General features: G+C 67.2%; 11 protein-coding genes and 2 pseudogenes. 8 read left to right on the top strand and 5 right to left on the bottom strand.

What is annotated here, in order from left to right; translation table 11 throughout:
• Both ASV56_RS16405 and ASV56_RS16400 read right to left on the bottom strand, forming a co-directional pair.
• Positions 1-2,280: a NosR/NirI family protein gene (locus ASV56_RS16405; protein WP_253880116.1), complete on the bottom strand. Its 2,280-nt coding sequence runs from the start codon at positions 2,278-2,280 to the stop codon at positions 1-3.
• A gap of 114 nt (positions 2,281-2,394) precedes the next feature.
• Positions 2,395-2,622, bottom strand: coding sequence for a hypothetical protein (locus ASV56_RS16400; protein ID WP_018000765.1), 228 nt, complete (start codon positions 2,620-2,622; stop codon positions 2,395-2,397).
• 127 nt (positions 2,623-2,749) lie between these two features.
• Here ASV56_RS16400 and ASV56_RS16395 point away from each other — a divergent pair, with 127 nt between their 5' ends.
• The 6 genes from ASV56_RS16395 to ASV56_RS16370 are packed head-to-tail and all read left to right on the top strand — an operon-like array spanning position 2,750 to position 8,140.
• Entirely contained in the window at positions 2,750-3,202 is a 453-nt protein-coding gene (locus ASV56_RS16395; RefSeq protein ID WP_018000764.1) for a c-type cytochrome, read from the top strand.
• Between the two features lie 16 nt (positions 3,203-3,218).
• The gene (locus ASV56_RS16390; protein WP_062563041.1) at positions 3,219-4,616 is read left to right on the top strand and encodes a cbb3-type cytochrome c oxidase subunit I; all 1,398 of its coding nucleotides are present in this window, start codon (positions 3,219-3,221) and stop codon (positions 4,614-4,616) included.
• Between the two features lie 4 nt (positions 4,617-4,620).
• Positions 4,621-5,424, top strand: a complete 804-nt coding sequence (locus ASV56_RS16385) for a CbbQ/NirQ/NorQ/GpvN family protein (protein WP_172823785.1) — start codon at positions 4,621-4,623, stop codon at positions 5,422-5,424.
• A gap of 4 nt (positions 5,425-5,428) precedes the next feature.
• Positions 5,429-7,351 carry a nitric oxide reductase activation protein NorD gene (locus tag ASV56_RS16380; RefSeq protein WP_062563039.1) on the top strand — a complete coding sequence of 641 codons (1,923 nt, stop codon included), beginning with the start codon at positions 5,429-5,431 and terminating at the stop codon, positions 7,349-7,351.
• A complete protein-coding gene (locus ASV56_RS16375; protein WP_062563038.1) occupies positions 7,351-7,887 on the top strand; it encodes a cytochrome c oxidase subunit 3 in 537 nt (178 codons plus the stop codon). Before ASV56_RS16380 ends, ASV56_RS16375 begins: the two co-directional genes overlap by 1 nt.
• Positions 7,888-7,894: 7 nt before the next feature.
• Positions 7,895-8,140, top strand: coding sequence for a cytochrome C oxidase subunit IV family protein (locus ASV56_RS16370; protein ID WP_062563037.1), 246 nt, complete (start codon positions 7,895-7,897; stop codon positions 8,138-8,140).
• Here the strand turns inward: ASV56_RS16370 and ASV56_RS24960 are convergent.
• Positions 8,137-9,636, bottom strand: coding sequence for a cyclic nucleotide-binding domain-containing protein (locus tag ASV56_RS24960; RefSeq protein ID WP_367577135.1), 1,500 nt, complete (start codon positions 9,634-9,636; stop codon positions 8,137-8,139). The genes ASV56_RS16370 and ASV56_RS24960 overlap by 4 nt on opposite strands.
• Before the next feature lie 238 nt (positions 9,637-9,874).
• Between ASV56_RS24960 and ASV56_RS16355 the strand changes: the two are divergent.
• Positions 9,875-11,012 (top strand): annotated as a pseudogene (locus ASV56_RS16355) (IS3 family transposase).
• A gap of 144 nt (positions 11,013-11,156) precedes the next feature.
• A pseudogene (locus ASV56_RS24565) lies at positions 11,157-11,438 on the top strand (hypothetical protein); the annotation flags it as partial.
• 72 nt (positions 11,439-11,510) lie between these two features.
• Here the strand turns inward: ASV56_RS24565 and ASV56_RS16345 are convergent.
• Together ASV56_RS16345 and ASV56_RS16340 are read right to left on the bottom strand one after the other, a co-directional pair.
• The gene (locus ASV56_RS16345; RefSeq protein WP_156429215.1) at positions 11,511-12,977 is read right to left on the bottom strand and encodes an NAD-dependent succinate-semialdehyde dehydrogenase; all 1,467 of its coding nucleotides are present in this window, start codon (positions 12,975-12,977) and stop codon (positions 11,511-11,513) included.
• A complete protein-coding gene (locus ASV56_RS16340) occupies positions 12,977-14,254 on the bottom strand; it encodes a 4-aminobutyrate--2-oxoglutarate transaminase (protein ID WP_062563035.1) in 1,278 nt (425 codons plus the stop codon). The genes ASV56_RS16345 and ASV56_RS16340 overlap by 1 nt, the downstream gene beginning before the upstream one ends.
• Positions 14,255-14,369 lie beyond the last annotated feature (115 nt).

The following is a 14,369-nucleotide window of genomic DNA, read 5'->3' as shown; positions in this document are numbered from 1 at the left end:
TCAAGCTCCTTTGAGATCGGGGGGTTGCGTTGCGGCCTGCTGCGCGCGGAAGGCCGGGGGTTGTGCGCGGGCCGTCTTGGGCGCTGCCGCGGGTGCCGGTTTCGGCGCGGCGCTGCGGGCGATCTTTTCGCGGCGGGCCTTGACGGTGATCATGTGCGGGCAGCGGGTGTCGTCGTGATAGAGCACCTGGCAATTCATGCAGTAGATGCATTCGTTGACATTGATCTGGCCCTCGGGGTGGATGGCCTGGACCGGGCAATCGTTGGCGCAGCGCTGGCAGGGGCTGCCGCATTCCGGCCAGCGCTTCAGCCATTCGAACATGCGCATGCGCCCCGGGATCGCCAGCGCCGCGCCCAGGGGGCACATGTAGCGGCAATAGAAGCGCTCGATGAACAGCCCGGGCAGCAGGCAGGCCAGGGCGAACAGAACGAAGCCCCATTCGCGCATGAATTTCAGGATGATCGCGGTCTTGAACGGTTCGACCTCGGCATAGATCTCGGCATCCGACAGTGAATAGAGCGACAGGCCGAACAACCCCAGGAAGATCATGTACTTGATCGGCCACAGCCGTTCGTGCAGCCCCCAGGGCAGGGTGATCTGCGGAAAGCGCAGCCAGCGCGCGACGGTGTTCGACAGCTCCTGCAGCGCGCCGAAGGGGCAGAGCCAGCCGCAGAACGGCCCGCGGCCCCAGAACAGCAGCCCCGCCGCGACCGAACACCACAGGATGAAGACCAAGGGCGCCGACAGGAAATATTCCCAGGAAAAGCCCGAGAGCAGCGCGTTGAAGAAGGTCAGCACGTTCACGACCGATAGCTGGGTGTGGACCATCCAGCCCAGCCAGACCAGGGTGAAGGTCAGATAGGCGCGCCGCACCCACAGGAAGGTGCGCGGGTATTTCGTCAGCACGTCCTGGAAGAAGAAGATCGCCGTCAGCACCGCCAGCGCCACGCCAAGGATGGCGATCTGGACATGGTTCATCTGCCACATGCTTTTCCACAGCGCCGGGCCGTCGTCCTCGGGCGCGGGCTGGCCGACCTGGGCACGGGCCTGCGGCTCGGGCTGGGCGGCGGGCGCCGGCTCGGGTTCGGGGGCCGGCAGCAGGTAGCGTTCCGGGATCTGATAGGCCAGGTCGAAGGGCAGCGTGGCCTTGTCCCGGCCCTGGGTCTGGCGCTGGACCAGCAATTGCAGGTCGAAGGGCTGGGTCACGTCGAAGGTGAAGTCCTGCGGCACCACGAACAGCGCGATCTCCTTCAGCCGCGGCGCGCCCTGGGCGGCCAGCACCGGGATGCGGGTGTGGTCGTGGTCCTTGAAGCGCAGGCCCTGGCCGTCCTGCATCAGCTCGATGCGGTCGAAGATGCCGCCGCGCACATAGCCCGAGCCCTTGAAGGAATAGGCTCCGTCGCCCGCCACCAGCAGCGCCGCCTGGCCGGGCTTCAGCTTGGCCGCCAGCCGGTCATAGGCGACGTCGCCCAGCAGGCTGCGGCCGATGGCGGGGACCGAGACCGGCGCCATGTAAAGATTGATGAAATCCGCCTCGGGGTCCGCGGCCTCGGGGTGGCCGGCGGCGGCGGGCTGGCCGGCATCGGCGAAGGCCTTGCTGACCTCGCCCACGCTCAGCACCAGCCCGCGCACCGAGCCGTCGCCCAGAAGCGTCTGCCAATCCGCGGTCTGGGTCACGGCCGGGTCCAGTTCGCGCCGCACCGCCTGGGGCGCCGGACCGGCGGCGCGGCCGTCGAGCCGGCCCGAGCGGATCAGCTTGACCGCCGAGCGCACGATGCTGTCGCCCATCACCAGCACCGTGACCGTGGCGCCCGAGACGATTTCGGCCTGCGGCGGCTTCACCTCGCCGCGCGCGACGCGGCCCAGGTCGCTGCCGATCAGCCCGTTCAGCGCGGCCAGAACCTTGGCCTCGGGGATGCCGATCAGCACGATCGGCTCGTGATGCTCGACCAGGTTGATGCCGCGAATCACGCCCTTGGCGTCGATGCCGACCACGATCCGGATCGGCTTGCCGGAATAGCCGGTCGAGGCGGTGAAATCGCTGTTGAGATAGGCATAGCCCAGCGTCTGGTCGCCCTTCAGCACCGGCACGATGGCCGGATCGCCCTGCGGCGTGCCGTAAGCGTCCGCCTCGGCGAAAAGCTGCGTGGGCGGGGTCTTGTCCAGCGCCTCGGCCAGGGTCAGCGCCTGGGCCGCGCCGCAGACAAGGGGCAAGAGCAGGCATAGCGCAGCCAGCCACAGGCCCCGGCGGGCAGATTGCAGAAGATGCGAAAAGGCCATCTGACGCTCCGGCTGGACAGCATGCGCACCGACCATGGCGCAGGCGCGTGTCGGTAACATTGCGCCAGCACAACTTGGTCGGAATGGACAGGAAAGCCGTTAAACCGCTCCGGGTCAACCCTCCCGGGCTTCATCCAGAAGGCGAGAAACCCAGCGCCCGGCGAGCCAGGCCGCGGGAACCCCCAGCGGCACCGACCAGGCCAGCGCGGCGCGCGGCGACAGCGCCGTTAGGCCGAAGGCCTGGCTGAGCAGGCCCAGCATGAAAAGGTTGATCGCCACCGCCCCCGCCGCAAAGACATAGAGCAGGATCGCGAGTTTCCAGACGGGCCATCGGGTCGGCATGGGGTTCTCCTGTGATGCCGCATCATGCGCAGAAAGGATTTTTGTCATCCTTGACTTCTGTCAAGGCAACCGCGCCGCCGCACCGCCATATCAGGGCCATCGCCAACAACTCCCGGAGGTCTTTGCCATGCGCGAAGTCCTGACGAAGAGCATGGCCCGCAACATCTTCTATGGTGGGTCGCTGTTCTTCATTCTCATCTTCATCGGCCTGTTCGTTCACGGCCACTGGTATATCACCCATGTCTCGACCGATCAGGCGGGGCTGACCGACAGCGTGAAGCGCGGCAAGCACGTGTGGGAGGAAAAGGCCTGCGTGAACTGCCATTCGATCCTGGGCGAAGGCGCCTATTTCGCACCCGAGGTCGGCAATGTCATGAAACGCTGGGGCGTCGACGACGATCCCGACATGGCCTTCGAGACGCTGAAAGGCTGGATGGATGCCCAGCCCTCGGGCACGCCCGGCCGCCGCCAGATGCCGCAGTTCAACCTGAGTGACGAGGACGTCCGCGCGCTGTCGGATTTCCTGCTGTGGACCGGCCGCATCAACACCCAGGACTGGCCGCCGAACGACGCCGGCTGAGCGAAAGGGAACCATCATGAAATACCAATCCCAGAAGATCGCGCTGGCCTATATCTATGTCGCGCTGATCCTCTTTGCCGTCCAGGTCACCATGGGGGTGGTCATCGGCTATATCTACGTCAACCCGAACTTCCTGTCCGAGATCCTGCCCTTCAACATCGGCCGGATGCTGCACACCAACTCGCTGATCGTCTGGCTGCTGACCGGCTTTTTCGGCGCCGCCTATTTCCTGATCCCCGAGGAGGCCGAGCGCGAGATCCACTCGGTCAAGGCCGCCTATATCCAGCTCGCCATCCTGGTGATCGGCACGGCGGGCGTGGTCGTGACCTATCTCTTCAACCTCTTCGAGGGCAACTTCCTGCTGGGCCGCGAGGGGCGCGAGTTCCTCGAGCAGCCGCGCTGGGTCAAGGCCGGCATCGTCATCGCGGCGCTGATCTTCCTGTGGAACGTCAGCATGACCGTGCTCAAGGGCCGCAAGACGGTGATCTCGTCGATCCTGCTGCTGGGGCTCTGGGGGCTGGCGCTGCTGTTCCTGTTCTCGTTCTACAACCCGTCGAACCTGGCGCTCGACAAGCAATACTGGTGGAACGTCGTCCACCTGTGGGTCGAGGGCGTGTGGGAGCTGATCATGGCCTCGATCCTGGGCTTCCTGATGCTGAAGCTGACGGGCGTGGACCGCGAGGTCGTGGAGAAATGGCTCTATGTCATCGTCGCCACGGCGCTGTTCTCGGGCATCCTCGGCACCGGGCACCATTACTACTGGATCGGCCTGCCCGCCTATTGGCAGTGGATCGGCTCGATCTTCTCGAGCTTCGAAATCGTGCCGTTCTTCGCCATGATGGCCTTTGCCTTCGTCATGGTCTGGAAGGGCCGGCGCGACCATCCGAACAAGGCGGCGCTGCTCTGGAGCCTCGGCTGCTCGGTCCTGGCCTTCTTCGGCGCAGGCGTCTGGGGCTTCCTGCACACGCTGCACGGGGTGAACTACTATACCCACGGCACCCAGGTCACCGCGGCGCACGGGCACCTGGCGTTCTACGGCGCCTATGTCTGCCTGAACCTCGCGCTCTTCACCTATGCGCTGCCGATCCTGCGCCGGCGCGATCCCTATAACCAGGTGCTGAACATGGCCGCCTTCTGGCTGATGTCCGGCGGCATGCTGTTCATGACCTTCGTGCTGACCTTTGCCGGCACGCTGCAAACCCACCTGCAGCGCGTCCTGGGCGAATATTACATGGACGTGCAGGACCAGATCGCGCTGTTCTACTGGATGCGGCTGGGCGCGGGCGTCGCGGTGGTCATCGGCGCCTATATGCTGATCTATTCGCTCCTGGTGCCGCGCCGCGAAGTGGTGCGCCCCGGCCCGGTCGAACGTGAACGGCTGGCCAATGATCCCGACCATGTCGCAGCGGAGTGAAACGATGGACGGAACCTTCGACATGAAGGGGGCAAGCGCCCCCTTCTACCTGCCCCAGGGCGACGAGTGCCAGATCTTCGCCGCCGCCCATGCCGCCAACCTGCCCCTGCTGCTGAAGGGCCCGACCGGCTGCGGCAAGACCCGCTTCGTCGCCCATATGGCGGCGCGGCTGGGCCGGCCGCTCTATACGGTCGCCTGCCACGACGACCTTTCGGCCGCCGACCTGATCGGCCGCTATCTGCTGAAGGGCGGCGAGACGGTCTGGGTCGACGGCCCGCTGACCCGGGCCGTGCGCCAGGGCGCGATCTGCTATCTCGACGAGGTGGTCGAGGCCAGGAAGGACGTGGCCGTGGTGCTGCACCCGCTGACCGACGACCGCCGCATCCTGCCGATCGACCGCACCGGCGAGGAATTGCAGGCGGCGCCCGGCTTCATGCTGGTGGCATCCTACAACCCCGGCTACCAGAACATCATGAAGACGCTGAAGCCCTCGACCCGGCAGCGTTTCCTGTCGGTCGAATTCACGTTCCCGCGGCCCGAGCATGAAATCCCCGTGGTGGCGCGCGAAAGCGGGCTGGACGAGGATCGCGTGGCGCTGCTGGTGCGGCTGGCGAACAAGCTGCGCGGGCTCAAGGGCCAGGATCTCGAGGAAGGCGTCTCGACCCGGCTGGTGGTCTATGCCGCGACCCTGATCGCCGGCGGCATGGCGCTGGAACGCGCCATCCTTGCTGCGATGATCGAGCCCCTGACCGACGATGCCGACACCCGCAAGGGCCTGCTGGACCTGGCCGTGGCGGTGACGGGATAAAGCCATGGCCCATATCGAGATCGCCCCCTGGGAGCCCGAGGAAACCGTCGGCAAGCTGTGGCACCTGATCGCCTCGCGCATGGACCCGCCGCAGCGCTACCCCGAGGCCGCCGTCCGCTTCGACGACATGCGCGGCCGCATCGCCGTGCTGTTCCGGGGCCTCGGCGGGGCGGCCGATGTCGAGCTGAAGCCGGTGGCCGACCAGTCCGGCCGCCACCGCATCTCCTGGCGGCGCCGTCTGGCCTTTGAACAGGAACGCCTGGCCCGCAGCAGCTTCGACGGCGACGCCCTGCGCCTGCCGGCCGAGCTGGCCGAATTCCCGCGGGCCCAGGACAACGAGGGGCTCTATCTGTGGCTGGCCGCGGCCTCGGCCCATGCCCCGCGCTTCGCCGCCGAGGCCGATCCGCTTCGCGCCGATCTGGCCGGCATCGCCGCCGGCATGGCGATGCTGCGCGCGACGCTGGATGCCGCGCCGGGCCTGGCCGCTCTGTGGTCGCGGCTGGCCGCCGCGCATCTGCAGGCCCGCCGCCGCCCCGCCCTGCGCGGAACCGAGGCGCAGGTCGAAATCCTGGTCCGCCACCTGCTGGGCGATCCGCAGCCGCCGGAGCCCGCGCTGCTGGCCGGTTACGCCGCCCCGCCCGCGCATTGGCAGGCGCCGCGCGGCTATCGCCCGGTGCTGCCGGTGCCGATGTGGCCGGACCTGCGCGGCCTGAGCCAGGCCCCCGGCGAGCAGGTCGCAAGCCTGCCCACGGACGGCACCCCCGAGGAAGGCGGCGACGGCACCGCCCGCAAGACCCGGCGGATGAAATCCGACCAGGCCGAGCGCAAGGACAGCATCATCCTTTACAAGTTCGAGGCGATGCTGACCTGGGCCGAGATGATGAACATCAACCGCCGGGTCGAGGACGACGACCTCGACAATGCCAAGAAGGCCGCCGACGACCATGAGGAGATCGTGCTGGGCCAGGTCTCGAAGGCGCCGGCGACCAAGCTGAAGCTGCATCTCGACCTCGCCCCCGAGGACGTGGACCGCGAGCGCATCGCCGGCCGCTTCACCTATCCCGAATGGGACGCGAGGGGCGGCGTCTGGATGCCCGACCATTGCCGCGTGCTGGCCGCCCCGGTCAAGCCGGTGCCCGATTACGCCGGCGTCACCGATCCCGCCGCCCGCCGCCGCATCGAGGCCGTGCGCCGCCAGTTCCAGGCGCTGCGGCCGGCCAGGGCGATCCGCCACGCCCAGCCCGACGGCGACGAGCTGGACCTCGACGCCGCGCTGCGCAGCATCGCCGACCTGCGCGCCACCGGGCGCGGCAGCGATCGCATCTGGCAGCAGGCCCGGCAGGAGAACCGCGACCTCGCCGTCTCGATCCTGCTCGACGTCTCGCGCTCGACCGAAAGCGCCGTCACCGGGCGCCCGGTCATCGACATCGCGCGCGAGGCGCTGACCGCGCTGGCCTGGGGCCTGGACGCCTGCGGCGACCGCTTCGCCATCCAGGGCTTTTCCTCGTTGAAGCGCGACCGGGTCTGGATCCACGACTGCAAGCCCTTCACCGAACCCATGTCGCGCGAGGTCGAGGCGCGCATCCACGCCCTGCGCCCGGGCTTCTATACCCGGCTTGGCGCCGCGATCCGCCACGCCTCGGCCGGGCTCGCCGAAGAGGGCCGCTCGCGCCGGCTGCTGATCGTCATCACCGACGGCAAGCCCAACGACCTGGACCATTACGAGGGCCGCCACGGCATCGAGGACAGCGCCATGGCCGTGCGCCAGGCCCGCCGCGCCGGCCATGCGGTCTTTGGCATCACCATCGACAAGGGCGCGCAAAGCTGGTTCCCGCGCATCTTCGGCCAGGGCGGTTTCTCGGTGATCCGCGATCCCGACCGGCTGACCGGCGCCCTGCCGGAAATCTATCGCCAGCTGGTGCTGTGATGCGGATCGACGACCTGCCGGGAGAGCTGATCCTGTGGATCCTGATCGCCTCGGAAGTGCTGGTCTTTGCCGCCGGGCTTTCCGCCATGGTGGCGATGGGGCTGCGCGACCCGCAGGGCTTTGCCGCCGCGCAGGGCCATCTGGACGGGCGGCTGGCGGCGCTGAACACGGTGATCCTGGTCACCTCGGGCCTGTTCGCGGCGCGGGCGGAACGCGACGCCGCTGCCGGCCATCGCCGGCGCGCCCGGATCGGGCTGGGGCTCGCCGGGCTCGGCGGGCTGATGTTCCTGGCGCTGAAGGCGGTGGAATACGCCCGCGACATCCGCGCCGGCCTGGGGATGGACGGCCATCCCTTCTATACCTTCTATTACCTGCTGACCGGCTTTCACGCCGCCCATGTCATTGCCGGCGTGGCGGTGCTGGCGCTGGTCGCGATCCGGGCCCGGCCGGCCCCGGTGCAGGCCGGGGCAATGTTCTGGCATATGGTGGATCTGGTCTGGGTGCTGATCCTGCCCGTCATCTATCTGATCTGGTAGGGAAATCATGGACGCCCTGACCCGAACCTGGCTGCTGCTTCTGGGGCTGACGCTGGCGACCGCGCTGCTGGCCGGCATCGATGGAAGGCTGGCGGCCCTGGCGCTGCTGGCGCTGGCCTGGCTCAAGGCGCGGGCGATCCTGGGCGGTTTCCTGCATCTGCGCGCAGCACCCGGCTGGCTGGGCGCCGCCATGCTGCCGCTGGGCATCTGGCTTGCCGCGATCGGCGCGCTGTGCCTTGTCGCGCTTGGCTAGGGCGCGGTCTCGGCATGGGCGACCTCGCGCAGGCGAGCCACCGAATCGATCACGGCGCTGGCCTGGTCGATGCGCACGCCGCATTGCCGCAACCGGGCGAAGCTGCGGCTCAGGCTTTCCGGCTTCATCCCCAGCCGGCCGGCGATCAGCATCTTGTCATAGGGCAGCACCACCGTGGTGCTTTCGGCATCGGGCGGGCACAGGTCCAGCAGGAACTCGGCCACTCGCTGCGCGCCCGAGCGGGCCTTGAGCTGCTCGATCTGCTCGACCAGCCCCTGCAGATGCAGGAAGGTCGCGGACAGGATGGCGATCGCCGCCTCGGGATGGGCCTGCAGCAGGTTCAGGAAGGCTTGCGCCGGCACCGCCACCACCTCGCAGGCGGTCGAGGCCTCGGCCGAGACCGGATAGGCGGCGCGGCGCAGCGCGATGGGTTCGCCGAAACTTTGGCCGCGGGTCATGACGCCGACCACCGCCTCGGCGCCGTTCGGCGCGATGCGATAGAGCTTCAGCCAGCCCTCGGCCATGATGTGGATGGCCTGCGCCGGGTCGCCCTGGTGGAACAGCGCCTGCCCGCGCGCCAGACGGCGCACCTGGGCCACGTCCAGCAGCCCTTCGATCATGGCCGGCGGCAGGCCGGCGAACAGCCGCGACTCGCCGGCGATCCGGCGGTGCAGGGCAGTCAGTTTATGGCTCATGGCATGGCTTTCCGGTCGCGGACCGCCAGAGTAGGGGCAAGCCCGCGCGCAAACAAGGCCGAGCCGGTGCGAGGTGTGCGCCTGGGCTCTGACGGCCACACCCGGCGCCCGCGTCCGACGGGCGTTGGAATGCGCGCGAGCACCGCCAGGCGCGCGGATTTCGGTGCCGCTGCCGATGCCGGCCTCGGACGTGCCGAACGGGCGGCGATCAGATCGCGCCCGGGCATGGGCTCTTGCACCGTGATCGGCAGGGCCAGCGCCGGCCAAATCGGGCGACAGGCCGGGAAGGTCCGGGATGCATGGTTGCAGCCTGGACAAGGCGCGGCTCCCGCCGGAACCGCGGTGTTCGCGGCATTGGCGACATGGACCTTGTCGAACGGCCGGTTCAGCTGCGCCGATGCGCTCCTCGACGTCATGGCGCGTCCGCGGCGGCGGAGCGACGCCGCTGTTGACGATGATATCGGCGATCTGATGGGTCATGTTGGTCAGCGCCAGCGCCGCATTCAGCATATCGGCCCCCAACAGGATGATGAAAATCATCACCGTCGCCTCGGCGGTCCCCAGCAGGCATTGCAGGAAGGCGGCCGGCCGCAGGTCTCCCGACAATGCGGCAACCACGCCACAACCGACGACCCCGACGGCCGAAGCCTCGGTCGGGCTGGCCCAGCCCAGATAGATGCTGAGGATGACAAAAAGGAATACCAGGCTTACCGGCAGCACGCCGACAAAAGAGCGCAGGATCTCGCCCAGCGATGCGGGAATGCTGGCGGGGCCCGCGTCGGGGTTGCGGGCGACAATCATCATCACCACCAGCATATAACCCAAGACGGCGATGAGGGCGGGCACGATGGCGACGATAACAGCTTGCCAATCGATTCCCCGGTAAGGATGGCGTAGATCACCAGCGACAGAGGTGGCTCCGGAAATCTGAACAGCCGGGATAAGTGGATTTTCCGCGTATGAGCCGGGCCAGAAATTGATCCAGTGGATCAATTTCCCGGCGATTGGGCAGCATGATGCTGCGAGCGAGGAGAAGACCATGGGAAGACGACCGCGCCGGAACCACACCCGGCCTTCAAGGCGAAGGTGGCGGCAGCCGCGATCAAGGGCGAGAAGACGCTGATCGAGCTGGCGCAGGATTTCGACGTGCATCCGAACCAGATCAAGCAGTGGCGTGACCAGCTGCTCGAGGGCGCGACCGGGGTGTTCGGCGAAGCCGCGAAAGCTGAGCCAGAACCGATCGTCGATGTGAAGACCCGGCATGCAAAGATCGGAGAGCTGACGCTGGAGAACGATTTTTTGTCCGGCGCGCGCGGCAAGGCGGGTCTGTTGCCGAGCGCAAAAAGATGATCGATCCCTCGGCCAAGCTGAGCGTCAGCCGACAGGCCATCGTGCTGGGGGTCAGCCGGGGCAGCGTCTACTACAAGCCCCGCCCGGTGTCGGACGCGGACCTGAAGCTGATGCACCGCATCGACAAGCTGCACATGGAATTCCCCTTCGCGGGCAGCCGGATGCTGCAGGGCCTGCTGATCCAGGAAGGGTTCAAGGTCGGGCGGCTGCACGTTGCCACGCTGATGAAGCGCATGGGCATCGAGGCGCTCTACCCGACCTAACACCTCGAAGCCAGCGCCGGGGGCACAAGATCTACCCCTATCTGCTCAGGAAGCTGCCGATCACCCGCCCCAATCAGGTCTGGGCGATGGACATCACCTACATTCCCATGGCCCGCGGGTTCATCTATCTGGCTGCCGTGCTCGACTGGTTCACCGAAGCCGTGTCCTGGCATGGCGGGTGTCGATCACGCTGGAGGCCGAGTGCTGCAAGGAAGCCGTCGCGAAGGTACTGGCACGTCACGGCACGCCCGAGCTATTCAACACGGCTCAGGGAAGCCAGTTTACGTCCATCGACTTCATCAAGGTTCTGGCCGCCCGAGAGATCAAGTCCACATGGATGGCAAAGGCGCCTGGCGCGACAACGTCTTCGTCGAGCGTCTGGGGCGGACGGTCAAATACGAGGAGGTCTACCTGCGGGCCTAGGCCAGCGTGTCTGAGCCCCGCGCCGGGATCGGCCGCGATCTCGGCTTTTACAACAGCCGCCGTCCGCATTCATCGCTTGACGGGAAAACGCCCGATCAGGCCTACTTCACCCCGCCAATGCCCGAAGCGGCAGCGGCATAACCGAGGCAGAAAACCACTTGAAAACGCCCGGAACCTGTTCAGATCAATCGAACCACCTCTGTCATCATCAGGTCTCCCGGCAGACGCTGAATCACGCCGCAAGCGGAAAATCAATGGGTCCTGCCCCTAGTGGGGGCTGATCACAATGGCCAAATCGAACGCATGAATCGAACCATCAAGGAGGATGAAGCGGATCAGAAAACGATCCGGGGGATCGTTTTCCCGCTGAACGTCAAGCGCTTCCATTACGATAGCCACGTCCAGCTGCGAACGCACCTCGCCGACTGTGGTGGCATACAACTTCGCACGAAGGCTCAAAACCCTCAGCAGTCTCACCCCTACGAATACATCTGCAAGATCTGCACATCAGAGCCCGACAGATTCATTCTCAACCCAATCCACCAGATGCCAAGACTGAGCAGCTAGATGCTGAAGGGACGTGCCTTTGGGCTGAACCTCGGAAGGACCGAGGATCAACCAACCGGACAGCACTCATTTTCAGACCGACAGGCACATGTATTTGATCTCGAGGTAGTCCTCGATGCCGTAACGGCTGCCCTCGCGGCCGAGGCCGGATTGCTTGACGCCGCCGAAGGGCGCCACCTCTGTCGAGATCAGGCCGGTGTTCACGCCCACCATGCCGACCTCCAGCGCCTCGGCCACGCGCCAGACGCGGGACAGGTCGCGGGCGTAGAAATAGCCCGCCAGCCCGAATTCGCTGGCATTGGCCAGGGCTACCGCCTCGGCCTCGGTCTCGAAGCGCCAGACCGGGGCGACGGGGCCGAAGGTTTCCTCGCGCGCGATCCTCATCGAGGGCGTCATGCCGGACAGCACGGTCGGCTGGAAGAAGCTGCCGCCAAGCGCATGGCGCGCCCCGCCGGTGGCGATGGTCGCGCCATGCGCCCGGGCGTCGGCGATATGGTCCTCGACCTTGGCCAGGGCCGCGTCGTTGATCAGCGGACCGATCGCGACACCGTCGACCTGGCCGTCGCCGACCGCCAGCGCCGAGACACGGGCCGCGAGCTTTTCGACGAAGGCGTCATGCACACCCGCCTGCGCATAGATGCGGTTGGCGCAGACGCAGGTCTGGCCGGCATTGCGGAACTTGGCGGCCATGGCGCCCTCGACCGCCGCATCCAGGTCGGCGTCGTCGAAGACGATGAACGGCGCGTTGCCGCCCAGTTCCAGCGACAGCTTCTTGATCGTATCCGCCCCCTGCCGCATCAGGATCTTGCCGACGCGGGTCGAGCCGGTGAAGCTGATCTTCGCGATCCTGGGATTGGCGCAAAGCTCGGCCCCCATGCCGGCGGCATCCAGGCCGGGGACGATGTTCAGCACCCCCGCCGGAATGCCGGCACGCTCGGCAAGGACGCCGAGCGCCAGGGCCGAAAGCGGCGTGAACTCCGAGGGTCGCGCAACCATGGTGCAGCCCGCCGCCAGGGCCGGGGCGATCTTGCGCGCCAGCATAGCGTTCGGGAAGTTCCAGGGCGTGATGGCGCCGACGACGCCCGCCGGCTGCTTCAGCACGATGATGCGCTTGTCGGGCATGTGGCCGGGAATGGTGTCGCCATAGACGCGCTTGGCCTCCTCGGCGAACCATTCGACGTAGGACGCACCATAGGCGATCTCGCCCCGCGCCTCGGCCAGCGGCTTGCCCATCTCGGCGGTCAGGATGCGGGCCAGATCCTCCTGGTTGGCCAGGATCAGGTCGTGCCAGCGACGCAAGATCGCGGCCCGGTCCTTGCCGGTGCGCGCGGCCCAGGGCTTTTGCGCGGCATGGGCGGCGTCGATGGCGGCGCGGATCTCGACCGCGCCCATGTCGGCCACCGTGGCCAGCTCCGCCCCGGTGGCCGGGTTCGTCACGCTGAAAACCTTGTCGCCCTTGAAGCGCGACCCGTTGATGAAGGCGCTGCCGGTCAGCAGCGAGGGATCGTCCAGCTTGAGCACCTGCTTGTCGTCCAGCATCATGCGGCCCTCGCGGCGGCGATCGATTCCTCGATGATGTCCAGCGCCTCGGCGAAATGCGCCTCGTCGATGGTCAGCGGCGCCAGGAAGCGGATGACGTTGCCATAGGTGCCGCAGGTCAGCAGGATCAGCTTGCGCTTGAGCGCCTCGGCGCGGATGCGGTTCACCAGGTCGGGGTTCGGCTCCTTGCCGTCGGCGGCGGTGAACTCGGCCGCGACCATGAAGCCCGGCCCGCGCACCTCGGCCAGTTCCGGGGTGGTGGCGCGGATCGCCTCGAGCCGCTGGCGCAGGCGCGAGCCGAGCCGGTTGGCGCGGGCGCAGAGGTCTTCCTCCTCGATCACGTCCAGCACCGCATGGGCCGCGGCGATGCCCAGCGGGTTGCCGCCATAGGTGCCGCCCAGACCGCCGGGATTGGCCGCATCCATGATCTCGGCCCGGCCGGTGACGGCGGCCAGCGGCAGTCCGCCGGCCAGGCCCTTGGCCATGGTGGTCAGGTCGGCAGCGATACCGTGGCTCTCCATCGCGAACAGCGTGCCGGTGCGGGCAAAGCCGGTCTGCACCTCGTCGGCGATCATGACGATGCCGTGCCGGTCGCAAAGCGTGCGGATGGCGCGAACGAAGTCGGTCGGTGCCGGGTTGAAGCCACCCTCGCCCTGCACCGGCTCGAAGATGATCGCCGCGACGCGCGCGGGGTCCAGATCGGCCTTGAACAGCTTCTCGATGCCGGCCATGGCGTCCTCGGTCGTGGCGCCGTGCAGGGCGACCGGGAAGGGCACATGGAAGACATCGGGCATCATGGCGCCGAACCCGGCCTTGTAGGGCTGGACCTTGCCGGTCAGCGACATGCCCATGAAGGTGCGGCCGTGGAAGCCGCCGCCGAAGGCGATGACCGCGTTCCGCCCGGTATGGGCGCGGGCGATCTTGACCGCGTTCTCCACGGCCTCTGCGCCGGTGGTGACGAAGACGGTGCGCTTGTCGAAATCGCCCGGAACCGCTGCGTTCAGCCGCTCGGCCAGGCGCAGGTAGTTCTCATAGGGCAGAACCTGGTGGCAGGTATGGGTAAAGGCCACGGCCTGCGCCTTGACGGCCTCGATGACCCGGGGATGGCAATGGCCGGTGTTGACCACCGCGATTCCGGCGGCGAAATCGATGTAGCGGGTGCCCTCGACATCCCAGACCTCGGCATTGCGGGCACGGGCAGCATAGACCTGGGTCTGCATCCCCACGCCACGGGCAATGGTCGACTGGCGCAGTTCGGCGAGTTCGGTGTTCAGCATGGGGAAATCTCCTGTGGTCCGGGATGGGCCCGGTTGTCCCCGCATCTGCACTGTTCAAGATCACTTGGATAGTCTAATTCTTGTCATGAACAAGCTGTTGAATATCCTGATCCTT

The organism is Paracoccus aminovorans (assembly GCF_001546115.1).
Classification (GTDB): domain Bacteria; phylum Pseudomonadota; class Alphaproteobacteria; order Rhodobacterales; family Rhodobacteraceae; genus Paracoccus; species Paracoccus aminovorans_B.
This window is presented reverse-complemented; position numbering and strand designations above follow the sequence as displayed.

Coding starts and splice junctions, on each gene's coding strand:
- ASV56_RS16340 (WP_062563035.1), bottom strand. CDS start 14,254: ATGCTGAACACCGAACTCGCCGAACTGCGCCAGTCGACCATTGCCCGT.
- ASV56_RS16345 (WP_156429215.1), bottom strand. CDS start 12,977: ATGCTGGACGACAAGCAGGTGCTCAAGCTGGACGATCCCTCGCTGCTG.
- ASV56_RS16370 (WP_062563037.1), top strand. CDS start 7,895: ATGGACGCCCTGACCCGAACCTGGCTGCTGCTTCTGGGGCTGACGCTG.
- ASV56_RS16395 (WP_018000764.1), top strand. CDS start 2,750: ATGCGCGAAGTCCTGACGAAGAGCATGGCCCGCAACATCTTCTATGGT.
- ASV56_RS24960 (WP_367577135.1), bottom strand. CDS start 9,636: ATGATTGTCGCCCGCAACCCCGACGCGGGCCCCGCCAGCATTCCCGCA.
- ASV56_RS16405 (WP_253880116.1), bottom strand. CDS start 2,280: ATGGCCTTTTCGCATCTTCTGCAATCTGCCCGCCGGGGCCTGTGGCTG.
- ASV56_RS16390 (WP_062563041.1), top strand. CDS start 3,219: ATGAAATACCAATCCCAGAAGATCGCGCTGGCCTATATCTATGTCGCG.
- ASV56_RS16400 (WP_018000765.1), bottom strand. CDS start 2,622: ATGCCGACCCGATGGCCCGTCTGGAAACTCGCGATCCTGCTCTATGTC.
- ASV56_RS16380 (WP_062563039.1), top strand. CDS start 5,429: ATGGCCCATATCGAGATCGCCCCCTGGGAGCCCGAGGAAACCGTCGGC.
- ASV56_RS16385 (WP_172823785.1), top strand. CDS start 4,621: ATGGACGGAACCTTCGACATGAAGGGGGCAAGCGCCCCCTTCTACCTG.
- ASV56_RS16375 (WP_062563038.1), top strand. CDS start 7,351: ATGCGGATCGACGACCTGCCGGGAGAGCTGATCCTGTGGATCCTGATC.